Source organism: Pseudomonas sp. LBUM1659 (assembly GCF_059716045.1).
Window position 1 is genome coordinate 5,467,001 of record NZ_CP166797.1, and the last position, 23,243, is coordinate 5,490,243.

Consider the following 23,243-nt stretch of genomic DNA (forward strand, 5'->3'; position numbering starts at 1 on the left):
AAGTCCCGGTAACTTTCCCACGGACGGAGTGCCCTAACGTGATCTCAGCCTTCCACTTGAGCCGCTATCGCCGCTCGGCCCTGTCGCTCATCGCCACTGCGCTAATCCTCACCGCCTGCAACGCGCCACCCACGTCAACGTTGCCGGTTGCGCCAGAAAGCGCCTCGGGCTATCGCACCAACCTGCAAACCCGGTACGCGTCCAAACATATGGCGGCAGCGGCCAACCCTCTGGCGGCCGAAGCCGGCCGGGAGATGCTGCGCCAGGGTGGCTCGGCGATTGATGCCGCGATAGCGATGCAAGCAGTATTGACGCTGGTCGAGCCACAATCTTCCGGCATTGGCGGCGGCGCATTGATCGTGCTCTGGGATGGCAAGGCGGTACGCACCTTCGACGGTCGCGAAACCGCCCCGCTCGGCGCCACCGAGAAACTTTTCCTACAGGCCGACGGCACACCGATGGCGTTCACCCAGGCGCAGATTGGCGGTCGTTCGGTGGGGACACCAGGCGTGTTGCGAGCGCTTGAGTTGGCCCACCACAAATACGGTCGTCTTCCGTGGGCGAAGCTGTTCGAACCGGCCATCCGACTCGCGGAGCAAGGCTTCCCCATCTCACCGCGCCTGCACCAATTGATCGCCTCGGATTCGTCCATGCGCAGCTCGCCGGACATGGTGGCCTACTTTCTGAACGCTGATGGCAGCCCGAAAGCCGTCGGTACACTGTTGAAGAATCCGGCATTGGCCGCTGTGCTGAAACGCATCGCCAACGAAGGGCCTGACGCGTTGTACAACGGCGCCATCGCGCAAGAGATCGTCACCAAGGTTCAGGGGCACGCCAACCCCGGCAGCCTGTCGCTGAACGATCTCCAAGGCTACCAGGCCAAGGAACGCGCGCCGCTGTGCACCGACTACAAACACTGGCAGGTGTGCGGCATGCCGCCGCCGTCGTCCGGCGGGATCGCCGTGGCGCAGATCCTCGGCACCTTGCAGGCCCTGGAAACCCGCGACCCGCGTTTCGCCCTGGCGCCGCTTAAACCGGTCAAGACCCACAAACCCGCAGGCACGGAGCCCGTTCCGGAAGCGGTGCACCTGATCGCCGAAGCCGAGCGGCTGGCTTACGCCGACCGCGCGCTGTACGTGGCCGACGCCGACTTCGTGCCCGTGCCTGTCAAAGGGCTGGTCGACCCGGCCTATCTGGCCAGCCGCGCCGCCCTGATCGGTGATCGCAGTATGGGCGTGGCCAAACCCGGCACCCCGCCCGGCATTCAGGTGGCCTACGCGCCGGACCGATCGCCGCTGCGTATCTCCACCTCACAAGTGGTGGCGGTGGATGACCAAGGCGGCGCCGTGTCCATGACCACCACCATTGAATCCGGATTCGGCTCACATGTGATGGTTCAGGGGTTCCTGCTCAATAACGAGCTGACCGACTTCTCGTTCATCCCCGAAGAAAACGGGCAAAAAGTCGCCAACCGCGTTGAACCCGGCAAACGCCCACGCTCGTCCATGGCACCGACCCTGATCTTCGACCGCCAGAGCGGTGAATTCCTCGCCACCCTCGGCTCCCCCGGCGGCTCGCAAATCATCGAATACGTCGCCAAATCCACCATCGGCCTGCTCGACTGGAACCTCGACCCACAAGCCGCCATCAACCTGCCCAACTTCGGCAGCCGCAATGGCCCGACAGAGCTGGAACAGGGAGAGTTCAGCGCAGAGTTGATTCAGGCGCTGAAGGACAAAGGGCACAGCGTGAGTGAGATCGACATGACCAGCGGTACCCAGGCGATTGTTCGGGTCAAGGATGAGCAAGGAAATGCTTCGTTGGCAGGTGGGGCCGATCCTCGGCGTGAGGGGGAAGCGATGGGGGATTGATTCGTACGCGGGAATGAAAAAGGGCTTACCGGGAGGTAGGCCCTTTTTTACAGGCCTCAGATTTTGATCGGCTGTGGCGTGCTGACTTTTCTATAGGTGTGAACCCAACTAAAACCCGCACTTCTCGCAAAGCCCACAACGCTGTGGGAATCGCCCTCCAACACCCTCGGAAGCTTCAGACATAAGTGTTTCAGCGGTTGTTTTAAAGTATTTCCCGGATCGCAGACGTCATGATTTGACCCGCGGGTTTCCCCGCTCGAACCCTGCGCACCCGCTACTTTTCACAACCACCAAGGCGTTTACATTCGATGAACAACCGTTGGAAGAGCAATTCGCGCAATGATTCTGGTGCGTTTCTCAAGCGCTTTAAAACCGAACTGATCGTGGGCTTCATTCTTGGCGCCATTCCCCTGCTGATCCACTCGACGAGTCAGGCCGAACTGCAAGCCATTCTCCAGTCGTTGCTGGCCAGCGCGCCCATCATCAGCCATGGCTTTTGCCTGCTGACGATCTACATCGCGGTCTGCATTCACAAGAAAATTCACCGGCTGAAAAGCGACCGCATGCGCGAACGGTTCGAGGTGATCTACAAGGTCACGGCGGAAGTCGGGACGAGTTTCCTGACCCTGCTGCGTACCGGTCTTGGGGCGATCGTCGGTTTCCTGATGATTGCCCCTTTCATGGAGGACGTGCCGATCTCACTCAACCACTGGCTGACCACGCTCATGCTCTGCCTCATGACCTTGGTGTTCTCGGCATCGGTATCGTTGCTGCATGACTTTCTGATGACTCGCCCGACCCGCAGCCATCCGAAAAATCACATTCGCTTGTAAGGACGCATGCCTGGTGGTTGATTTACGGCAGGGTCTTGCCGTCTACCGGATCGCCAATCATCAGGAAATGCCCGCCCGCCACATGATGCAAGGTGCGCAATGCATCCTGCCCTTCGAAGTGCCAACGGCCCTCGCTGAAGACGCGCTCATCCGCCTGAGCGGCAATGACCTCGGCCAGGAACAGATCGTATTGCTGATGATTATTGGGCTCTGGCAGCAGTCGACATTCCAGCCATGCCACGCAGCCTTCGAGCATAGGGGCGTCAATCAGCTCACCACTGAAGGTCTGTAATCCGTAGGCCTGGAACTTGTCCTGACCTTGGCCCCGGGTCAATTCCAGACCTGACGTCGAGCCTACGGTCTGGGTGATATCGGCCTGCGCCGCGCAGGGAACGTTCAGCACGAACGTTCCCGAGGCTTCCAGCAGTTGCCGGGTCCAGGTGGACTTGTCCAGCACCACGGCAATTTTCGGCGGCTCGAAATCCAGCGGCATGGCCCAGGCGGCGGCCATGATATTGCGCTGGCCATCATGGGCTGCGCTCACCAGTACAGTCGGCCCGTGGTTGAGCAGACGATAAGCCTTGGACAATGGAACCGGCCGGCGGTGAGAGTCGCTCATGTTGTCTGCTCCTGGGAAAAGAGCCGATTGTAGCGATTTCCACCGTTATGGCAGGTATCAAGTCGCCAGTTGATTGGCGAACTGCCCCACCGCGTTCACTACTTTCTGCGCACCGTCCTGAATCTCGACAATCACCGTGCCGGCTTCCGCCGCCAGCGCCAGACCTTGTTCCGCCTGGAGTTTGCCGTCGGTCATCAGGGCCACGGCATTGCGCGCCATCTCCTGGTTCTGACGCACAACACCGACAATTTCATCGGTGGCCTGGCTGGTGCGAGACGCCAACTGCCGGACCTCATCCGCGACCACGGCAAACCCCCTGCCCTGTTCGCCAGCCCGTGCCGCCTCAATGGCCGCGTTGAGCGCCAGCAAGTTGGTCTGTTCGGCGATGCCGCTGATGGTTTTGACGATGGTGCCAATGACCAGCGATTGCTCATTCAACGCTTCGATGCCATCGCCAGCGGTTTGCATGTGCCTGGCCAGGTCGCGCATGACGGCCACCGCCTGAGTCACAACGGCCGTACCGCGCTGGGCACTTTGGTCGGTTTGCTGAGAGGTGCTGTAGGCAATGTTGGCCGCTTCGGAAACGGCGTTTTCCTGATTGACCTGATCGGTAACCACCGTCGCGAACTTCACCACTTTGTAGAGCTTGTTGTTGGCGTCGGTCACCGGATTGTAGGAAGCTTCCAGCCAGACCATACGACCATGGCTGTCGAAGCGTTTGAAACGACCGGCGACAAACTCACCCGCGTTCAGGCGCCGCCAAAAGTTTTGATACTCGGCGCTGTTGTACTCCTGCGGCTCACAGAACGTGCGGTGGTGTTTGCCCTTGATCTGCGCGAGGCTGTACCCCATGCCACTGAGGAAGCGATCGTTGGCCGTCAGCACGTTGCCATTAAGGTCAAACTCGATCACCGCCGTCGAGCGCACCAGTGCGCCGATCAGGTTCTCGTGCTCACGAGATGCTTCGATGGTGCGCGTCAGGTCGCTGGAGTAAATCGAGAAATTTTTGATTCGGCCATCCGCCGAGCGCACCGGCTGCAAAATCGACCGCAACCATGCTTCCTGGCCATTGCCCCGCAGCAAACGCACGGCGCCGGCGAAATGCTCGCCACGGGACAGCGCGTTTTGGAAGCGGCGGTGGAATTCGTCTGATTTCACATGGGGGGGAACAATGTCTTCGATGTGACGACCGACCAGATCGTTGCTCTTGTAGAACATCTCTGCGATGAAATTCTGGTTGGCCGATTGAATCCGCCCATCTGGATCAAGGGTCAGGACCAGCATCTCGCTTTCCAGGCTGTCCTTCACTTGCTGAAGGCTGGAGAGTTCTTCGCGAAGAGCCGACAGCTCCTGCTTCAAGCGTTTATTGAACATGGGAAAGCACCGATGGACTGGAAGGGAAAACGGCCTGCTGCCTAGCCATCGGCGGTACGGGTACTTTCTGAAGAGTGTTTCAGGGTTGTCCTACAAATATAGTTGCCGTCACAACCTGCGATTACATCGCGCCAGCCGCCGCGCACTGACCGACCTTGGGCATGCGCGGACCAAAATACGCCGCGCTGCCAACGCCCACCGCCCCCATCACTGCACAGAAGATCACGCAGATCCACGGGCTCCACGGCATCAGACCAATCAACAACAGCGGTGTGATGCTTGCCCACGCGGCGTAGGCAATGTTGTAGGTGAAGGAAATCCCCGAAACGCGAACCCGCGCCGGGAACAGGCTGATCATCACCGCCGGCACCGCGCCGACCACCCCGCAGCTCAGGCCGGCAATCGCATACGCCAGACCTGTCCAGTTGCCGCCGCTGATCAGGCAGCCGTAAAGCACGCCAATGCCCAGCGGCAACAGCAGGCTATAGAGCATGACCGTGCGCCAGGCGCCGATTCGATCGACCAGCAACCCGGCAAGCACGCAGCCGATGTTCAGGAAAACAATGCCCAACGCGCTCAGAGCGAAAGTATGGCTGGCGGTCATGCCGAAGGTTTTTTGCATCATGGTCGGGGTGATGACAACGAACACCACCACGGCCGAGGTCAGCACGCAGGTGAGGATCATGGCCGGCAACATCGCCAGACGATGCTCACGCAAGACCGTGCGCAACGGCAGTTCGACGGCGGCATCGCGCTGGGCCTGCATCGCCATGAACACCGGGGTTTCACTCAGCCAGCGGCGCAGCCAGACGCCGATCACTCCGAACACACCGCCCAGCAGGAACGGGTAACGCCAGGCGAAATCAAGGATTTGCGCCGGGGTGAACGACTGTGCGAGAAAGGTCGCCGCCAGGGCGCCGATCAAATAACCGAAGGTTAGCCCGGCTTGCAGGAAACCGAGGGCATAACCGCGATGCCCGACCGGCGCGTGCTCGGCGACAAACACCCAGGCGCTCGGCACTTCACCACCCACCGCCGCGCCTTGCAGGACACGTAACACCAACAGCAGCAGCGGTGCCCAATAGCCGATCTGCGCGTAGGTCGGCATGATCCCGATCAGCAGGCACGGGAGCGCCATCATCAGGATGCTCAGGCTGAAGACTTTCTTGCGCCCCAGCCGGTCGGCGAAGTGCGCCATCAAAATCCCGCCCAATGGGCGCGCCAGATAACCGGTGACGAAGATTGCAAAACTTTGCAGCAGGCGCAGCCACTCAGGCATTTCCGGCGGGAAGAACAGCTGACTGAGGGTCAGGGCGAAAAAAACGAAAATGATGAAATCATAGATTTCCAGCGCGCCGCCAAGGGCCGCAAGGCCGAGGGTCTTGTAGTCCGAGCGGGTAAAGGGCATCGGGCGCGAAGGGACGTTGGCAGTCATGTAAAAGAACTCTGCAGCCGGTAAAAAAACCAAGGGGCCCATGGTCTACGCAAACGCGTCCATGGACAAGCCGTTAGACCATAGTCCTGTTTTGGTAAAACTTTGTCACACGGCAGGACCGGTTGATTTACTGTTGGCATCTGTCTAGATGGGCCGTTACGGCTAGAAGACCACCATAAACATAAAAATTCGAGGTACGCCCGTGGCTGCTGATATCGAAGATACCCGCTCTGCCCGTTTTGCCCTGCGCTGTTCAAATTTTGCCGAACGCTGGTTCCCCGATTCCTGGGTGTTTGCCGCGCTGGCAGTCATCATCGTCGCCGTAGCGACCCTGTTCATGGGCGCCAAACCGACTGACGCCGCCATGGCGTTCGGTGACGGGTTCTGGAGCCTGATCCCGTTCACCATGCAGATGGCATTCGTGGTGATTGGCGGTTATGTCGTCGCCGCCTCGCCACCCGCCGTGAAACTCATCGACCGCCTGGCCCGGATTCCGAAAAACGGTCGGTCGGCCGTGGCGTGGGTCGCATTGATTTCCATGGTCGCCTCACTGCTGAACTGGGGCTTGTCGCTGGTGTTCGGCGGTTTGCTGGTGCGCGCCCTCGCCCGCCGTACCGATCTGAAAATGGACTACCGTGCCGCCGGCGCGGCTGCCTATCTCGGCCTTGGCGCGGTGTGGGCCTTGGGCCTGTCTTCGTCCGCGGCACAATTGCAGGCCAACCCGGCCAGCTTGCCGCCGTCGATCCTGTCGATCACTGGGGTCATTCCGTTCACCCAAACGATTTTTCTGTGGCAGTCCGGCGTGATGCTGCTGGCGCTGATCGTGGTCTCGCTGATCATCGCCTACGCCACCGCACCAGGCCCTAACACGGCCCGTGACGCCAAGGCCTGCGGCATCGACCCGAGCTTCAATCTGCCGCCATTGGCCCCGCGTACCCGTCCGGGCGAATGGCTGGAACACAGCCCGCTGTTGACCCTTTTGCTGGGGGCGCTGGCGGCTGGCTGGCTGTTCCACGAGTTTTCGACCAAACCGGCGATCAGCGCCATCTCCGGTCTGAACACCTATAACTTCCTGTTCCTGATGCTTGGCGCGCTGCTGCACTGGCGTCCGCGCAGCTTCCTTGACGCCGTGTCCCGCGCAGTACCGACCACCACCGGCGTACTGATCCAGTTTCCGCTGTACGGCTCGATCGCCGCCTTGATGACCACGGTCAAAGGCACTGACGCTCAAACCCTGGCGCACCACATCTCGACCTTCTTCGTCAGCATCGCATCCCACGACACCTACGCGGTGCTGATGGGCGTGTACTCGGCGATTCTGGGCTTCTTCATCCCGTCCGGCGGCGGCAAGTGGATCATCGAAGCGCCGTACGTCATGCAAGTGGCCACCGACCTGAACTACCACCTGGGCTGGGCTGTACAGATCTACAACGCGGCCGAAGCGCTGCCGAACCTGATCAACCCGTTCTACATGCTGCCGCTGCTGGGCGTGCTCGGATTGAAGGCGCGTGACTTGATCGGCTTCTCGTTTGTGCAGTTATTGGTGCATACGCCGCTGGTGCTGTTTCTGCTGTGGGCGCTGGGAACGACGCTGACGTATACGGCGCCGGTGATGCCTTAATTGAAGTTGATTGCGCCTGCCGGGGGGTAGGTGCAATACGTTTGAAACCGCGGACATCCTTTACAGGTGTGAAATACGGCCAGGAGGTGCCTGACCACGTCCTGGAGTCAAGAATCCCCGCCTCGAAGCGCGAAAAAAGTTCACTCCCCCCACTGTCAACTCTGACAGTAGACCCGTCGTTTCATATGCGAGATTGTGAGGCATGCCCCTGTGTTGCAGGGCTGACAGGATTGTCAGTGTTGGAAGTCGCAACGCGTTGCCGACAAGGATCGTTATGAAATCTCATCCGCTGCACCCAGCGTCTTCGCCTCAGCCGAATGGCATTTACCCATTTCCAGAGCTGCCGCTCAGCCTTGGATTTCCATCACGGGCCGACTTCAAAATGATCTGCACCGCCGATGGCTCGGCGGTGGCCGTCACAGCGTTGTGCGGGTTTCCACGGATCAGCCGAATCTGCCGTGTGTCGGGGCATGTGCTGCCTTATCGCAATCAACACACTCGGCAAATGGCGGCCGACATTCACCTCTATGACCCGCGTTTCAGCGGCCTGCTGCGGCATTCCTGCGACCCCAACGTGTTTTTTGACATGAGCGAACTGTGGTTGTGGGCGCTGAAGGACATCAAGAAAGGCGACAGTCTGACGATGGACTTCGCCGCGACCGAAGACAAACTGCTGCGCCAGTTCGCCTGCCAGTGCGCGTCGCCGCAGTGCCGAGGCTGGATCACCGGTTACGATGAACCGCCCAACGCCGACGGCCAGCTGTTTTACCAACACTGGCGTCGGCGCATTCTGTGTTGAGGACCTTTACAACGTCTCGACCGGACGCAGACGGTATTGCGGCGGCAGTTGCTCAAACCCGCTGATGGTCGCGTTCAGGCTTTTCCAGCGCCCGTCCTTGATGCCGTAAATGCAGCCATGGATCGACAGTTTCTGCCCTCGATGCCAGGCGTTCTGCACAATGCTGGTATGCCCGACGTTCGCCACTTGCTGAATCACGTTCAGCTCGCAGAGACGGTCGACTCGCTCTTCTTCCGTCGGCAACCTGGCCAGCTCTTCGCGTTTTTCATAGTAAAGGTCGCGAATCGAGCGCAGCCAGCCGTCGATCAGGCCCAGCTGGCGATCCTGCATCGAGGCGCGCACACCGCCACAGCCGTAGTGACCGGTCACCAGGATGTGTTTGACCTTGAGCACGTCCACGGCGTACTGAATCACCGACAGGCAGTTGAGGTCGGTGTGCAGCACCACATTGGCCACGTTGCGGTGCACGAACAGGTCGCCGGGCAGCATGCCGACGATCTCGTTGGCCGGCACACGGGCGTCGGAGCAGCCAATCCACAAATATTCCGGCGTCTGTTGGCGGGCCAGCTTGGAGAAGAAGTCCGGATCTTCCTGTTTGATCGCTTCAGCCCAGCGTTCGTTGTTATCAATCAGATCTTGTAATTCGTTCATGCTGTAAAGCCTCAAGAATGATGCGCTGGTTTGACAGACAACCGCCCGTCGAGGTCACGCGCTTGATGCAAGTAGGGCCGGTGGAATTCTCAGGAGCCCAGTGGGTCCACCGTAGTAAGACCCACAGTATGAGGAATTGCCATGACTGAATCACGACGGCCGTTCGATGCGACGCAACCCGAGTCGATCGACGACAACGAAGACCGCATGGGTACGGTGCGTGAGCTGGACTTCGACGAGGAAGAACCCGGCGGCAAAATCGGTGACGAACTGCCGGTAACCGAACGCGAACGGCTGATGCCCATTGAACGCCTGCGTGAAGCGGGCATGACGGACGCCTCGACCGATGATCACGCGTCTACCGATGATGACATGAGCCCGGAAACGCTAATCCTTGAGGATGGTGCGCGGGATGCTCATGAAGCGGGTGAAGGCGATCAGGCGGATTGGGATTTGAGCATTGTCGATGAAGATGACATTGGCGGCGGTAATGGACTGGATGAGGCGGAGATGGCGAATCGGGATCCGATGGATGGGAATCGTTGATTTGTAGCGCCTGACAGGAAGCCATCGCGGGCAAGCCCGCTCCCACAGTGGATTTGCTCAGCACACAAAATCTATGGCTGTCATAGATCCTGTGGGAGCGGGCTCGCCCGCGATGCTTTTAAGGCTCAATCCACCAGAGTGCAGGCCATGACGACCGCATCTTCCCGTCCTCCCACCGCCGGATAATAATCCCGACGCCGGCCAATCTCGTTAAACCCGTACCGCTCATACAAGCGAAATGCCGAGCGGTTACTGTCACGAACTTCCAGAAAACACTCCCGCGCCTCAGCTTTGTAGGCAATCGACATCAAGTGCTCCAGCAGCGTCAAACCCAGGCCACGGCCCTGACTCTCCGGTTTCACGGTGATATTGAGCAGATGCGCCTCATCAAGAATGATCTGCACCACGCCATGCCCGACCTGCTGCTGCCCTGCGAACATCAGCCAGATCTGATATTTGCCCAGCCCATCGAGAAAAATCCCGCGGGTCCACGGATGGCTGTATGCCGCGTATTCGATTTTCAGTACAGCGTCCAGGTCCGCCTCGGTCATTGGGCGGAACGATACAGCGTCACTCATTTGATTCTTTCCAGCGCGCCATCAGCCGACGCATGGCTTGCCAGACATCAGCCTTACGCTGTGGCTCTTCCATTAATAATTCCAGACCCGGCAGGGCCCAGACCGAGCCCAGGCCTTCGACCTGGAGTTCACGGTTGAATGATTCGGCATTGGCCTCACCGGCAAACCGCACCGCCGGGAGACCGATCAGCCACACGCAGACGCACGGGGCGTCTTCGATGCGGGCCGAGAGAAAACCCTGCACGAAGTCGCGAGCCGCTTCCGGGCCTTGATCCATGGTGCCGCGAGCCAGCAGCGGCCAGCGTACCGGTTCGCCGACTATCTGCGGGCTGTCCGGCAGACCGGCGGCGCGCAGCATGTCTTTGAGCAGCAAATAGGCGGGATCGCGGGTCTGGAACGTTTCGCCTGTGGGTAACTCCACCAGCAACAGGCAGCGACCGGCGCGCAGCAATTGCAGGGCGAAGCGCGGCGGCGGCACTTGCACCGCCTTGGCGACGACCGGCGCCGTCTCTTCTTCGACCTTGGCGTGGGTCCGCGTACTGGCCAACGACGGGCGCGGCACCTCGATTTTCACCCGCTCGGCCGGCTTGACCACAGGCTCCATGGGCGCTTCAGCCGCTGGAACCGGGGCCATCGGCGCCAAGACCAACGGCTCGGGCATCTCCAGCAGCTCGGGTCGCGAGGGCGCGGCAAAGGGCAATTCGGTGCGCGGCAGCCAGTTGACCACCTGCATGGCGGTCAAATAAGCGCGGCGACGGGACTCGATAAGCAAAGGTCGGCCACTTGTGGATAACTAAAGTGCGGTGATTCTACCGCCCTTCGCTCAAGATCGCCCGCGCTGTTGATCAATAGACTTCACCGATAGTCTTTCCACCTATGAAAAATGGCGACAGCCTGTCCCGAGAGTGAATCGCATCGGCCCTGATGCAGTACAATCGCGGCTTTTAATCGCCAACCAGCCGGCCATTCCGATGATCGAACCCAAGCGCGTCTTGCGCGCCCTCGCTGAACACTGGGCACTTCTGGAGCCACTGTGCGAGCACTTCGACCAAGGCACCTTGAGCCTCAACGAACTGCGCACGCAACTGGCCGCCCAGCAACTCGACAGTACGCCGCAGGACATCACCAGCCTGCTGGACGTGTGGATCCGCCTCGATATTCTGGTTCCGGTGGCGAAAAGCCCGAACCGGTTCGAGCTCAATGCGCAGATCCACGACTTCCTCGCCTACCTGCGCCGTGAGCACCGTCTGGGCCTGTGCCTGGAAATCGAAGCCTACTTGCGTCACCTCGAACGCCTGGCCGGTTACATTCAGGACGCCTTCGACATTCGCGACGGCCACGATCTGGCGCGCCAATTACGCTTGCTCGATATGCGCGTACGCGACGTATTGAAGAAACTCGCCAACGACGAACAGGCGCTGGTGGCCGTCGCCGAACGTGCCAAAACCAGCGACCGGCAGATTCCGTTGCGTCAGCGTTACGCCGAAGTGCTGGCGACCTGGGACGAATACGTCGAGCCGATGATTCAATTGGTAAACGCCGATGGCGCCTTCGAACAAGGCGTGCGCAAAGTCGAAAATGTCCTGCTGAAGATGCTCACCGAGCAGCAACGCCTCGGCCACCTGGTCGACGACGACATGCTGCTGCGTACCCACGCGCGCATCCTCGAAATGCAGACCAGCGCTCAATTGACCCTGCGTCATGCTCGCGAACTGTTGCTGCCGCTGCGTGAAGAAGCCCGCCGCCACAATGCCGTGACCCGTGGTGCGGCGCTGGCCTTGTCGGCCATCCGTCGTAAAGGCATCGATGCGGTGCCGCAAGCCGCCATGCCGATGTTCACCCGACCGCAAAGCACCTTCCTCGGCAGCGCCAGTCAGGTCGAAGCCTACGTGTATGCGCTGGCCCGTTTCGAACCGAAACCGGCGCGCTTCCCCAAGGCCCACAAGACTCAGAAAGGCGAAACACCGCGCGCGCCACGCACCGTTCGCGAAATGCTCGAACGCTGCGAAGACGCCCTGCCGATGCCGGACCTGATGACCTGGCTGCTGGAGCAGGAACCGGACGGCGCCACCGACGAATTGCTGTACTGGTTCTCCCGCCTGTCGCGGGAGAAACGTTTCAAACGCGAGCGTCTGGAGCGCCGCGATTACCACACTCATGAGCATCAGGTCAGCCTGCGCTCCTTCGCCCTGCTCTCGGCCGGCGACACCGCCACCGAGAATTCTGCGAGCACACCCAATGCATCTTGATCTAAACGAACTGTCCCAGCTGGCGCCGATCTTTCGCGAGCTGTTCAAGGGCTACCACGTCAGCCGCCGCGACCCGGAGCTGTACGCACAACTGTCGAACTTCCAGGACCAGTACCGCACGCTGTTCAAGGCGTTGGGCTTCGAACTGGTGTGTGACACCCGTGGTTTCTACTACTTCGTGCCGGACCTTGCTGCTGCCGCGGTGAACAAAACCGCGCAACGACTGGCGCTGTTCACCTTCATCCTCGTCGAGCACCTGGCGGATCAGGGCCGTGACCCGGTCGCCGTGCTCGACGGCGGCAGCCTCGGCCGCGATGAATTGCCTTCCTTGCTGGAAAAGTACCGCGACCTGTTCATCCAGGCCGAAGTGCAGACCGTCGAAGAGCTCGAAGAAAAAATCATGCGCCGCATGACCCAGCTCGGTTTCGCCGGCGAAGAAAACGGCATCTACCGTTTCCTGCCGCCGATGCACCGCTTCCTCGATGTCTGCCTGTCGGTTCAGCAGGACCGCGATCTGGCGGCCAGCCTGCACAGCGTGCTGCCATTGCCGGCCCCGGTGCTGATCGATGACGACAGCGATGAAAAGCTGTTGGAAACCGATGATCCGCTAGACCTCAGTGACTTCGAAGAAGAAAGCGAAGAAGACGCCATGGCCCGCGCCATTGCCGAAGAACAGGAGACCGACGCATGAGCAAGGAACGCTACGGCATTCGCCGCTTTGCCCTTTTGAACACCGCCGGTTACAGCCTCGGCCTGTTTCCGCTGGAAGAACCGCTGTCGGTCTACGGCGCAAACAACCTCGGTAAATCCGCCTCGATCAACGCCTTGCAGTTCCCGATTCTGGCGCGCATGTCGGACATGAGTTTCGGCAAGTACAGCCTGGAACAATCCCGGCGTTTCTATTTCGCCTCGGATACCAGTTACATCCTCGTTGAAGTCTCGCTGCCCCACGGCCCGCACGTGATTGGCGTGGTTGGTCGCGGCCCGGGCGGTGGTTTCGGTCACCAGTTCTTTGCCTATGCCGGCAAACTGGATCTGGCGCACTACCAGAAAAACGACACCTGCCTGCGCCAGAAAGAACTGTTCACCAACCTCGAACGCGAAGGCCTCAAAGCCTACGAATTGAAGCCTGATGAGCTGCGTCGTTTGCTAGTCGGCGGTCACACCTCGATTCCGCTGGACTTGACGCTGATCCCGCTGCGCTCCACCAGCGAGCAAAGCCTGAAGACCTTCCGCGCGCTGTTCATCAACCTGCTGCACATGCGCGAAATCACCGCGGCCAAGCTCAAGCAACTGTTCCTCGATGCGTTCGAGCACAGCCTGCGCTCCGGCAGCGTCGACTACATCGCCGCGTGCGAAGAAGCGTTCCGCGATGTGCGGCGCATGGAGCAGGATTACAACTCGCTGGTCACCGCCGGCCCGTTGGTTGAAGCACTGGCCTCAGGCGTGGCCCAGCGCAATATCCTGCGCGGCAAATTGCACCGGATCTCGCCTCTACTGGATTCGCTGCTCGGCACCTGGTCGGACTACGCCAGTGCGCGCAAGGAAGAACTGACGATTCAGGCCGAGCATTACCGCAACGAGCAGGACGCGCTGCAAAACGATCAGCGCGGTGGCACGCAAGAACTGATGCGTCTGGAACGGGAGATCACCGGCATCCAGCGCTGGCTCGGCGAGTTGTCGGTGCTCAAGCATCGCTTCGCGCTGGTCGATGACGTCAAAGTGCTGGAGCAGCAACTGCTTGCGGCCAAGGACGCGCACGATGAACTGGCCGGCGCACTGGCGCAGTCGCGGCAGTTCTCTGCCGAAGATCTGGACGAACGTCTGCGCGATCTGGAAAAACGCCTCAAGTCGGTCAAGCAGCAGCTCGATCACGCTGACAACAACAGCTACGCCCGTCTGCGTGAAGAGTTCTCGCAGCAGGACGTCGAGCGTTTGATGCGTCTGTTCAATAGCGCTTTGTTCAGCCTGCCGCTGGGTGAGCACGGCATTACGCTGGACGAGGACGGTCAGTGGGTCAAATCCATGGAGCTGATCCTCGACGGCTTCAAAGGCGAGCGCTTCGAAGTGCCGGGCCTGTCTATAGACATTTCGCACATCGAACCGCCAGCGCTGCAAGCCCTGGCTGACCGTGCCGCGTTGCGCGATCAGAAAGAGCGTCTGGACAAAGAACTCAAGCAACTCAAGACCCAACAGGCCGTCGCCGCCGACCGCGCGGCGAGCAAGACCCAGACCGAAGCGCTGTACCAGCAAGTGCTGGATGCACAGAAAGCCCTGGAAGATTTCCGTCGCGCGCAAACCCTGAGCGCCGAGGAAGGCGACAAGCTTGAGCAACTGGCGCAAATGGAAGCGGCGCAGGACGAATTGAAGCGTTCCAGCGATGCCTTCACCGAACGCGTCCAGCAACTGTCGGCCAAGTTGCAACTGGTCGGCCGTCAGATCGGTGACATGGAAGCCAAGCAACGCACCCTCGACGACGCCCTGCGCCGCCGTCAGCTGTTGCCGGCAGACCTGCCGTTCGGCACGCCGTTCATGGACCCGATCGAAGACTCCATGGACAACCTGCTGCCGCTGCTCAACGACTATCAGGACAGCTGGCAGGGTTTGCTGCGCAGTGACGGTCAGATTGAAGCGCTGTATGCGCAGGTTCGCCTTAAAGGCGTGGCCAAGTTCGACAGCGAAGACGATATGGAACGTCGTCTGCAATTGCTGATCAACGCGTACGCGCACCGCACCGACGAAGCCCTGACACTGGGCAAGGCACGCCGTGCGGCGGTCACCGACATCGCCCGGACCCTGCGCAACATCCGCAGCGACTACGACAGCCTTGAGCATCAACTGGCGCTGTTCAACCGCGAGATCAACAAGCGTCAGGTGTCCAACCTGCAAAGCTTCCGCATCGTGCTCGCGCCAAACAAGGAAGCGCTCAAGCACATCGACCAGATCATCCACAGCGCCGGCCAATACGAAGAAGGCGAAACCCTCTCTGTCTTCGACCTCAGCCAAAGCGCCGATCAGGACAACAAGAACGAAGAAGCCAAGGAGTACCTGGCGCGGCTGGTGGCGGCAAACCACAACCAGCTCGGTCTGAAGGACTTGTTCGAACTTGCGTTCGAAATCACCAAGGTCAACGGTCAGCCGGTGATCCATACCGACATCGATGGCGCCGCCTCCAACGGCACCACGATGACCATCAAGGCGCTGACCAACATGTACTTGTTGCTGCACTTGATGGACCGCGACCAGGCCGGTCGCGTGCGCCTGCCGTATTACCTCGACGAGGCGGCAGACATCGACGAGAAGAACCAGGCAGCGCTGCTGGAAACCAGTTTGCAACTGGGCTTCGTGCCGATCCTGGCGAGCGTTAAACCACAGGTTTGCGCCAGTGTTGCGATTGACCTGGAAGGTGGCAGCGGGCCGAACGGGATCTACATCGATGAGGCGGACTGGAAGTACATTCGTCGTCATGATGAGGTGAAGGCGAACGTTGTAGTGCCAGCTGATGAGCCGGAGCTGGATGTAGTCTGAGTTAAACCGTCAGATACGAAAAGGCCGCGATCCAATGGATGGCGGCCTTTTTATTTTGTAGGTACATCTTTCAGGCTTTCAGCGAATTTGAGGACCTCTTCGCGGGCAAGCCCGCGAAGGCGGCATCACAGGCGCCGATAAACTACTTGCCGATTGCGATCTTCGGCGCCCAGGTCAGCCATTCATCTTCGAACTTGTCGAACAGCGGGAAGGTTTGCTCAGCCCGCGCCGGGCTACCCATGCGATCACCGTCCGGCGTGGCAAAGGCGATGCCGCCTTGAATCAGCGTCTCCAGCGATTCAGTGCGCACTGTTGCGCCTTTGAACAAGCCGTAGTCGAGACCAAAACCGCTGCTGTTCCAGAAACGCGTACCGCTGCGCACCAGCGGCGCGTATTTCGGCTCGATCAGAATGTGCACCAACACACGATCCGCCGTCTGCCCGAGCTCATAGCCCGTGACCTTGCCGACAGTGATTTCGCGGTACGTTACCGGCACACCGGTTTTCAGCGAACCACGGCGAGCGGCACTCAGGACGAGACTCAAACCAGCTTCCTGCTTGGCCGACTCTGGTGGATTGGCCAAGACGACGAAGTTCGTTTGTGGCCCAAGATTTTTCGGTGCGGGCTGCACTTCGATGTATTGGCCGGTGACCAGGGTTTCGAGGTTGGAGGACTTGATCAGACCCAACTCAGGTTTCACCACCCAGAACTGACTGCCGACCCGGGCGATGCGCTCTGGCACTACGGTGATCCGTGCTGTGAGCATCACCGATTGCAGATCATCGGTGAGGTCAACGTCTTCAATCTTGCCGACATCCAGGCCTTTGAATCTCACAGGAGTGCCGTTACGCAAGCCATCGGCGCGCTCAACCTTGAGGGTGACCACGGTACCTTTCTGATTGGCCTCGTCATGGTTGGCGAACAGACGGAAACGCGGAATCTTCTTTTGCAGCGGTGCCTTGGCTTCAGGCGTCTCAAAGGCGATGCCCCCCGCCATCAGGCTTTGCAGCGATTCACTTTTGACTTGGATTCCGTCCGTCAGTCCGCCCGTGAGCGTGATGCCGCTGGCATTCCAGAATCGCGTCGAGGCGTTAACCAACCCTTCGTATTCCTTCTCGATGTGGACACCGATTACCAGTCGCTTCGTTTTCTTGGAGAATTGATAACTCTGGACCGAACCGACCTTGACCTGCTTGTAGAGAATCGGGCTGCCGACTTCCAGCGAGCCGAGGTTTTCGGTGAACAACACCAGGTGCAGGCCCGGCGAACGCAAATCCAGCGGCGGCGCCTTGGGCCGTGCCACGAATTCACGCTGCGGTGCTGAACCTTTATCGCCAGGGCGCACCGCGATGTAGTTACCTTTGACCAACGCTTCCAGACCGGTGATACCCGCGAGGGAAATCGACGGTTTGACCACCCAGAACTGAGTGCCGGTGACCAGGTAATCTTCGGCCAATGGATCGAGGGTCAATTCCGCAGTGGCACCGGACAGGTCCGGATCAACCTTCAGCGCTTTCAGAGTGCCGACCTGGATGCCTTTGTACATCACCGGCGTACGGCCTGCTTGCAAGCCTTCGAAATCGGTGAGTTTGACCTTGACCCGAATACCGGCTGCCGCGGCGTCAAAGTCTTCGTAGAGACGGAACGGCAGGCTTGGATCGGTGGGTGGACTGTCCTTGCGATTCTCCGGAGTGGCGAACGCGATACCACCGGCGACGATGCTCGCAAGTGACTCGCTGCGAATTTTCACACCGGACAGGTTGGCATCGATGCTGATGCCGCTGGCGTTCCAGAAACGCGTGTGTTTGCGCACCAGATTGGCGTAGGTGGGTTCAATGAAAACTTTGAGCTCGACGGTACTCTGGTCTTCCGAGAGCACGTAGCTTTTGATCTCGCCGACCTTGATCTGCTTGTAGAACACAGGGCTGCCACGGTTCAGAGAACCGAGACGATCAGCCTTGATGGTCAGGTGCAAACCCGGCTTGGCGTCGGACAACGGTGGTTCTTGGGCCAGCGCCTTGAATTTGCGAGTGGGCTCACCTTCACCGGGGCTGATCGCTACGTAATTACCCGAAACCAGCGTCTCCAGACCGGTAATACCGGCCAGTGTCACGCTCGGTTTGACCAGCCAGAAGCGTGTGCTGGTCTTGAGGTATTGCTCGACATCCTTATTCATCTCGACAGTCGCGATCACGCCTTTGGAAGCGCCTTCGTCATCGAGTTTGAGGGCTTTCACCTTACCGACGGACATGCCTTTGTAGACCACTTCGGTCTTGTTGGCCTGGATGCCTTCGCCGCTTTCGAAACGTATCTGAACTTCGATGCCTGTCTCGTTATAAGCACGCCAGCCGAGCCAGCCGCCGATGATCAAAGCAACCAGGGGCAGAATCCAAATGGCCGACCAGTTCGAGGCCGGTCGGGTTTTAGCTGTAGGCAAATCAGTCATGGTCGTCGTCCGACTCCGTGTTATCCCAAATCAGTCGGGGATCGAAAGAAACTGCGGCAAGCATCGTCAAAATCACCACACTGGCGAAGGCGATGGCGCCAAGATTGGCTTCAATGCTGGCAAGCCGGCCGAAATTCACGACCGCCACCAGGATGGCGATCACAAAGATATCCAGCATCGACCAGCGGCCGATGAACTCGATAAAGCGGTACATCCAGATTCGTTGACGAGCCGAGAGTGGCTGGCGGCGCTGTATCGAAAACAGCAGCAACCCGATGCCCACCAATTTGAACGTCGGCACTAGAATACTGGCAATGAACACCACCGCCGCGATGGGAAACATGCCGTAATGAACCAGGTCAATCACGCCGGACATGATGGTGCTGGGGGCGCCCTTGCCAAGTGAATTGATGGTCATGATCGGCAGCATGTTGGCCGGGATGTATAGAATCGCAGCGGTAATCAGCAGCGCCCAGGTGCGCACCAGGCTGTTCGGGCGACGGGCATGAACCAGCGCACCACAACGAGTGCAGACTTGCTCATCGCTGTCAGCTTCCTGCTTGTTCAACTCATGGCATTCAGCACAAATCAGAATGCCTGCATCAATCGCCCGCATGGGCATCCTCTCCTGATAAAGCCTGCCAGATCTGATGAGGCGACATCACAACCTCCAACCCGACCTGAACCAACAGCAAACTGATAAAGCACACCAGACCAAGACCTACACTAATGGCTGCCATATCTGCCAGTTTTACGAACGCGACCAGTACGCCCATGAGGTAAACCTCAAGCATTCCCCAGTCCCGTAAATGGTGATAAATGCGATAGAGCAGCAAGCCGTAGCTGCGTCCGATATCAAAGCGAATACTCAACAAGACTGCCAATTGGCAGAGCAGTTTGAGCAAAGGGATTCCCATGCTGCACAGGAACACAATCACCGCAACGCTTTGCATGCCGGTATCGAACAAGGCGACAACGCCGCTCCAGACAGTGTCCTTAGACGATTGCCCGAGTAGATTGAGCTCCATGATGGGTAAAAAGTTCGCCGGCACATACAGCAATAACGCGGCGATGACCAAGGCGAGACTGCGTTGCACGACGTTGTGCCGATGGGCGTAGAGTTCATAACCGCAGCGCGGGCACAGCGCTTTCTCGCCATGGGCGAGTTCGGGTTTTCGCATCAGTAAGTCGCACTCATGACATGCGACCAAATCGTCCAGCGGTAATTCTGACAGCCTTTGGGCGTCAACCGAATCTGGCATAAAGGCTCTGGCTCCGAGAAAGTTGGGCCTATTCTAGAGGTATGAATCGAAAATAACTGCGTCAATTTGTGCGCTAATTAGAGGAGTACTTTTTTTCGGGCAAAACAAAACCCCTACCTGCATACGCAGATAGGGGTTTCGGAATTTAATCTTGACGATGACCTACTCTCACATGGGGAAACCCCACACTACCATCGGCGATGCATCGTTTCACTGCTGAGTTCGGGATGGGATCAGGTGGTTCCAATGCTCTATGGTCGTCAAGAAATTCGGTAGCCAGGTCGTTTTCTCTTGCGAGATCACGCTCCAGCGAATGGGTATGTAATAGATTTGTGTGTTTCGTTTCGAATTTTCGAATGTGTATCGTCTTCACACACCGCAATCTGGTCTCTTTCGAGTTCACAGATTGCTTGGGTGTTATATGGTCAAGCCTCACGGGCAATTAGTATTGGTTAGCTCAACGCCTCACAGCGCTTACACACCCAACCTATCAACGTCGTAGTCTTCGACGGCCCTTCAGGGGACTCAAGGTCCCAGTGAGATCTCATCTTGAGGCTAGTTTCCCGCTTAGATGCTTTCAGCGGTTATCTATTCCGAACATAGCTACCCGGCAATGCCACTGGCGTGACAACCGGAACACCAGAGGTTCGTCCACTCCGGTCCTCTCGTACTAGGAGCAGCCCCTCTCAAATCTCAAACGTCCACGGCAGATAGGGACCGAACTGTCTCACGACGTTCTAAACCCAGCTCGCGTACCACTTTAAATGGCGAACAGCCATACCCTTGGGACCGGCTTCAGCCCCAGGATGTGATGAGCCGACATCGAGGTGCCAAACACCGCCGTCGATATGAACTCTTGGGCGGTATCAGCCTGTTATCCCCGGAGTACCTTTTATCCGTTGAGCGATGGCCCTTCCATACAGAACCACCGGATCACTAAGACCTACTTTCGTACCTGCTCGACGTGTCTGTCTCGCAGTCAAGCGCGCTTTTGCCTTTATACTCTACGACCGATTTCCGACCGGTCTGAGCGCACCTTCGTACTCCTCCGTTACTCTTTAGGAGGAGACCGCCCCAGTCAAACTACCCACCATACACTGTCCTCGATCCGGATAACGGACCTGAGTTAGAACCTCAAAGTTGCCAGGGTGGTATTTCAAGGTTGGCTCCACGCGAACTGGCGTCCACGCTTCAAAGCCTCCCACCTATCCTACACAAGCAAATTCAAAGTCCAGTGCAAAGCTATAGTAAAGGTTCACGGGGTCTTTCCGTCTAGCCGCGGATACACTGCATCTTCACAGCGATTTCAATTTCACTGAGTCTCGGGTGGAGACAGCGCCGCCATCGTTACGCCATTCGTGCAGGTCGGAACTTACCCGACAAGGAATTTCGCTACCTTAGGACCGTTATAGTTACGGCCGCCGTTTACCGGGGCTTCGATCAAGAGCTTCGCGTTAGCTAACCCCATCAATTAACCTTCCGGCACCGGGCAGGCGTCACACCCTATACGTCCACTTTCGTGTTTGCAGAGTGCTGTGTTTTTAATAAACAGTCGCAGCGGCCTGGTATCTTCGACCGGCATGGGCTTACGCAGTAAATGCTTCACCCTCACCGGCGCACCTTCTCCCGAAGTTACGGTGCCATTTTGCCTAGTTCCTTCACCCGAGTTCTCTCAAGCGCCTTGGTATTCTCTACCCAACCACCTGTGTCGGTTTGGGGTACGGTTCCTGGTTACCTGAAGCTTAGAAGCTTTTCTTGGAAGCATGGCATCAACCACTTCGTGTACTAAAAGTACACTCGTCATCAGCTCTCGGCCTTAGAATCCCGGATTTACCTAAGATTCCAGCCTACCACCTTAAACTTGGACAACCAACGCCAAGCTGGCCTAGCCTTCTCCGTCCCTCCATCGCAATAACCAGAAGTACAGGAATATTAACCTGTTTTCCATCGACTACGCTTTTCAGCCTCGCCTTAGGGACCGACTAACCCTGCGTCGATTAACGTTGCGCAGGAAACCTTGGTCTTTCGGCGTGGGTGTTTTTCACACCCATTGTCGTTACTCATGTCAGCATTCGCACTTCTGATACCTCCAGCAAGCTTCTCAACTCACCTTCACAGGCTTACAGAACGCTCCTCTACCGCATCACCTAAGTGATACCCGTAGCTTCGGTGTATGGTTTGAGCCCCGTTACATCTTCCGCGCAGGCCGACTCGACTAGTGAGCTATTACGCTTTCTTTAAAGGGTGGCTGCTTCTAAGCCAACCTCCTAGCTGTCTAAGCCTTCCCACATCGTTTCCCACTTAACCATAACTTTGGGACCTTAGCTGACGGTCTGGGTTGTTTCCCTTTTCACGACGGACGTTAGCACCCGCCGTGTGTCTCCCATGCTCGGCACTTGTAGGTATTCGGAGTTTGCATCGGTTTGGTAAGTCGGGATGACCCCCTAGCCGAAACAGTGCTCTACCCCCTACAGTGATACATGAGGCGCTACCTAAATAGCTTTCGAGGAGAACCAGCTATCTCCGAGCTTGATTAGCCTTTCACTCCGATCCACAGGTCATCCGCTAACTTTTCAACGGTAGTCGGTTCGGTCCTCCAGTTAGTGTTACCCAACCTTCAACCTGCCCATGGATAGATCGCCCGGTTTCGGGTCTATTCCCAGCGACTAGACGCCCTATTAAGACTCGCTTTCGCTACGCCTCCCCTATTCGGTTAAGCTCGCCACTGAAAATAAGTCGCTGACCCATTATACAAAAGGTACGCAGTCACCCAACAAAGTGGGCTCCCACTGCTTGTACGCATACGGTTTCAGGATCTATTTCACTCCCCTCTCCGGGGTTCTTTTCGCCTTTCCCTCACGGTACTAGTTCACTATCGGTCAGTCAGTAGTATTTAGCCTTGGAGGATGGTCCCCCCATATTCAGACAAAGTTTCTCGTGCTCCGTCCTACTCGATTTCATGACCAAGAGATTTTCGCGTACAGGGCTATCACCCACTATGGCCGCACTTTCCAGAGCGTTCCGCTAATCTCAAAGCCACTTAAGGGCTAGTCCCCGTTCGCTCGCCACTACTAAGGGAATCTCGGTTGATTTCTTTTCCTCAGGGTACTTAGATGTTTCAGTTCCCCTGGTTCGCCTCTTAAGCCTATGTATTCAGCTTAAGATAACCATCTTATGATGGCTGGGTTCCCCCATTCAGACATCTCCGGATCAAAGTCTGTTTGCCGACTCCCCGAAGCTTTTCGCAGGCTACCACGTCTTTCATCGCCTCTGACTGCCAAGGCATCCACCGTATGCGCTTCTTCACTTGACCATATAACCCCAAGCAATCTGGTTATACTGTGAAGACGACATTCGCCGAAAATTCGCAATTTAACTCACAAATTTTACCTTAGCCTGATCCGCTACCAGTGAAAGTAACGTCCAGTCTA

Annotated in this window: 17 protein-coding genes, 2 rRNA genes and 1 pseudogene; 8 read left to right on the top strand and 12 right to left on the bottom strand. The window is 58.2% G+C overall.

Annotated elements, in window-relative coordinates:
- Window positions 1-38 precede the first annotated feature (38 nt).
- Together ggt and ACA048_RS24875 are read left to right on the top strand one after the other, a co-directional pair.
- The gene (ggt, locus tag ACA048_RS24870; protein ID WP_497626696.1) at window positions 39-1,871 is read left to right on the top strand and encodes a gamma-glutamyltransferase; all 1,833 of its coding nucleotides are present in this window, start codon (window positions 39-41) and stop codon (window positions 1,869-1,871) included.
- A gap of 308 nt (window positions 1,872-2,179) precedes the next feature.
- Complete coding sequence (locus tag ACA048_RS24875; RefSeq protein ID WP_497626697.1) at window positions 2,180-2,704, top strand: hypothetical protein; 525 nt, start codon at window positions 2,180-2,182, stop codon at window positions 2,702-2,704.
- A 22-nt stretch (window positions 2,705-2,726) separates the two neighbouring features.
- Here ACA048_RS24875 and ACA048_RS24880 read toward each other — a convergent pair whose 3' ends face one another.
- From ACA048_RS24880 to ACA048_RS24895, 4 genes and pseudogenes are all read right to left on the bottom strand, one after another.
- Window positions 2,727-3,323, bottom strand: a complete 597-nt coding sequence (locus tag ACA048_RS24880) for a flavin reductase family protein (protein WP_497626698.1) — start codon at window positions 3,321-3,323, stop codon at window positions 2,727-2,729.
- A 57-nt stretch (window positions 3,324-3,380) separates the two neighbouring features.
- Window positions 3,381-3,989: a methyl-accepting chemotaxis protein gene (locus ACA048_RS24885; protein ID WP_497629930.1), complete on the bottom strand. Its 609-nt coding sequence runs from the start codon at window positions 3,987-3,989 to the stop codon at window positions 3,381-3,383.
- Window positions 3,969-4,697, bottom strand: a pseudogene (locus ACA048_RS24890) (PAS domain-containing protein); the annotation flags it as partial. The gene ACA048_RS24885 and the pseudogene ACA048_RS24890, both read right to left, overlap by 21 nt.
- Window positions 4,698-4,818: 121 nt before the next feature.
- Window positions 4,819-6,132 carry an MFS transporter gene (locus tag ACA048_RS24895; RefSeq protein WP_497626699.1) on the bottom strand — a complete coding sequence of 438 codons (1,314 nt, stop codon included), beginning with the start codon at window positions 6,130-6,132 and terminating at the stop codon, window positions 4,819-4,821.
- Between the two features lie 202 nt (window positions 6,133-6,334).
- Between ACA048_RS24895 and ACA048_RS24900 the strand changes: the two genes are divergently transcribed.
- A complete protein-coding gene (locus ACA048_RS24900) occupies window positions 6,335-7,753 on the top strand; it encodes a short-chain fatty acid transporter (RefSeq protein WP_497626700.1) in 1,419 nt (472 codons plus the stop codon).
- 274 nt (window positions 7,754-8,027) lie between these two features.
- A complete protein-coding gene (locus ACA048_RS24905; RefSeq protein ID WP_497626701.1) occupies window positions 8,028-8,552 on the top strand; it encodes an SET domain-containing protein-lysine N-methyltransferase in 525 nt (174 codons plus the stop codon).
- A 6-nt stretch (window positions 8,553-8,558) separates the two neighbouring features.
- Here the strand turns inward: ACA048_RS24905 and can are convergent, their stop codons facing one another.
- On the bottom strand, window positions 8,559-9,203 hold the full coding sequence (can, locus tag ACA048_RS24910) for a carbonate dehydratase (protein ID WP_497626702.1): 645 nt from the start codon (window positions 9,201-9,203) through the stop codon (window positions 8,559-8,561).
- 141 nt (window positions 9,204-9,344) lie between these two features.
- Between can and ACA048_RS24915 the strand changes: the two genes are divergently transcribed.
- Window positions 9,345-9,749, top strand: a complete 405-nt coding sequence (locus ACA048_RS24915; protein WP_497626703.1) for a serine kinase/phosphatase — start codon at window positions 9,345-9,347, stop codon at window positions 9,747-9,749.
- Window positions 9,750-9,874: 125 nt separating this feature from the next.
- Here the strand turns inward: ACA048_RS24915 and rimI are convergent, their stop codons facing one another.
- Window positions 9,875-10,327 carry a ribosomal protein S18-alanine N-acetyltransferase gene (gene rimI / locus ACA048_RS24920; protein ID WP_497626704.1) on the bottom strand — a complete coding sequence of 151 codons (453 nt, stop codon included), beginning with the start codon at window positions 10,325-10,327 and terminating at the stop codon, window positions 9,875-9,877.
- Window positions 10,320-11,060: an energy transducer TonB gene (locus tag ACA048_RS24925; RefSeq protein ID WP_497629931.1), complete on the bottom strand. Its 741-nt coding sequence runs from the start codon at window positions 11,058-11,060 to the stop codon at window positions 10,320-10,322. Before ACA048_RS24925 ends, rimI begins: the two co-directional genes overlap by 8 nt.
- Window positions 11,061-11,298: 238 nt before the next feature.
- On the opposite strand from ACA048_RS24925, the gene mksB reads away from it, so the two are divergent.
- Genes mksB through mksF form a run of 3 tightly spaced genes read left to right on the top strand, consistent with a single transcriptional unit; the run spans window position 11,299 to window position 16,104 of the window.
- Entirely contained in the window at window positions 11,299-12,576 is a 1,278-nt protein-coding gene (mksB, locus tag ACA048_RS24930) for an Mks condensin complex protein MksB (RefSeq protein WP_497626705.1), read from the top strand.
- Window positions 12,566-13,267 (top strand): Mks condensin complex protein MksE, encoded by a 702-nt coding sequence (mksE, locus tag ACA048_RS24935; RefSeq protein WP_497626706.1) that lies wholly within the window; start codon window positions 12,566-12,568, stop codon window positions 13,265-13,267. Before mksB ends, mksE begins: the two co-directional genes overlap by 11 nt.
- Entirely contained in the window at window positions 13,264-16,104 is a 2,841-nt protein-coding gene (gene mksF / locus ACA048_RS24940) for an Mks condensin complex protein MksF (protein ID WP_497626707.1), read from the top strand. Before mksE ends, mksF begins: the two co-directional genes overlap by 4 nt.
- Window positions 16,105-16,246: 142 nt before the next feature.
- On the opposite strand, the gene ACA048_RS24945 is transcribed toward mksF, so the two are convergent.
- The 5 genes from ACA048_RS24945 to ACA048_RS24965 all read right to left on the bottom strand — a co-directional run bounded on the left by ACA048_RS24945 (window position 16,247) and on the right by ACA048_RS24965 (window position 23,125).
- Complete coding sequence (locus ACA048_RS24945; RefSeq protein WP_497626708.1) at window positions 16,247-18,550, bottom strand: PqiB family protein; 2,304 nt, start codon at window positions 18,548-18,550, stop codon at window positions 16,247-16,249.
- Window positions 18,543-19,166, bottom strand: a complete 624-nt coding sequence (locus tag ACA048_RS24950; protein ID WP_497626709.1) for a paraquat-inducible protein A — start codon at window positions 19,164-19,166, stop codon at window positions 18,543-18,545. Before ACA048_RS24950 ends, ACA048_RS24945 begins: the two co-directional genes overlap by 8 nt.
- Window positions 19,153-19,812, bottom strand: coding sequence for a paraquat-inducible protein A (locus tag ACA048_RS24955; RefSeq protein ID WP_497626710.1), 660 nt, complete (start codon window positions 19,810-19,812; stop codon window positions 19,153-19,155). Before ACA048_RS24955 ends, ACA048_RS24950 begins: the two co-directional genes overlap by 14 nt.
- Window positions 19,813-19,961: 149 nt before the next feature.
- Window positions 19,962-20,077 (bottom strand): 5S ribosomal RNA (gene rrf, locus ACA048_RS24960).
- A gap of 156 nt (window positions 20,078-20,233) precedes the next feature.
- Window positions 20,234-23,125: ribosomal RNA gene (locus tag ACA048_RS24965) — 23S ribosomal RNA — on the bottom strand.
- Window positions 23,126-23,243 lie beyond the last annotated feature (118 nt).

What these genes read in the sequence shown, in the direction of transcription:
- mksB (WP_497626705.1), top strand. Translation starts at nt 11,299, where the DNA reads ATGATCGAACCCAAGCGCGTCTTGCGCGCCCTCGCTGAACACTGGGCA.
- ACA048_RS24945 (WP_497626708.1), bottom strand. Translation starts at nt 18,550, where the DNA reads ATGACTGATTTGCCTACAGCTAAAACCCGACCGGCCTCGAACTGGTCG.
- ACA048_RS24875 (WP_497626697.1), top strand. Translation starts at nt 2,180, where the DNA reads ATGAACAACCGTTGGAAGAGCAATTCGCGCAATGATTCTGGTGCGTTT.
- ACA048_RS24880 (WP_497626698.1), bottom strand. Translation starts at nt 3,323, where the DNA reads ATGAGCGACTCTCACCGCCGGCCGGTTCCATTGTCCAAGGCTTATCGT.
- ACA048_RS24925 (WP_497629931.1), bottom strand. Translation starts at nt 11,060, where the DNA reads ATGCAGGTGGTCAACTGGCTGCCGCGCACCGAATTGCCCTTTGCCGCG.
- rimI (WP_497626704.1), bottom strand. Translation starts at nt 10,327, where the DNA reads ATGAGTGACGCTGTATCGTTCCGCCCAATGACCGAGGCGGACCTGGAC.
- ACA048_RS24915 (WP_497626703.1), top strand. Translation starts at nt 9,345, where the DNA reads ATGACTGAATCACGACGGCCGTTCGATGCGACGCAACCCGAGTCGATC.
- mksF (WP_497626707.1), top strand. Translation starts at nt 13,264, where the DNA reads ATGAGCAAGGAACGCTACGGCATTCGCCGCTTTGCCCTTTTGAACACC.
- mksE (WP_497626706.1), top strand. Translation starts at nt 12,566, where the DNA reads ATGCATCTTGATCTAAACGAACTGTCCCAGCTGGCGCCGATCTTTCGC.
- ACA048_RS24950 (WP_497626709.1), bottom strand. Translation starts at nt 19,166, where the DNA reads ATGCGGGCGATTGATGCAGGCATTCTGATTTGTGCTGAATGCCATGAG.
- can (WP_497626702.1), bottom strand. Translation starts at nt 9,203, where the DNA reads ATGAACGAATTACAAGATCTGATTGATAACAACGAACGCTGGGCTGAA.
- ACA048_RS24895 (WP_497626699.1), bottom strand. Translation starts at nt 6,132, where the DNA reads ATGACTGCCAACGTCCCTTCGCGCCCGATGCCCTTTACCCGCTCGGAC.
- ACA048_RS24905 (WP_497626701.1), top strand. Translation starts at nt 8,028, where the DNA reads ATGAAATCTCATCCGCTGCACCCAGCGTCTTCGCCTCAGCCGAATGGC.
- ACA048_RS24955 (WP_497626710.1), bottom strand. Translation starts at nt 19,812, where the DNA reads ATGCCAGATTCGGTTGACGCCCAAAGGCTGTCAGAATTACCGCTGGAC.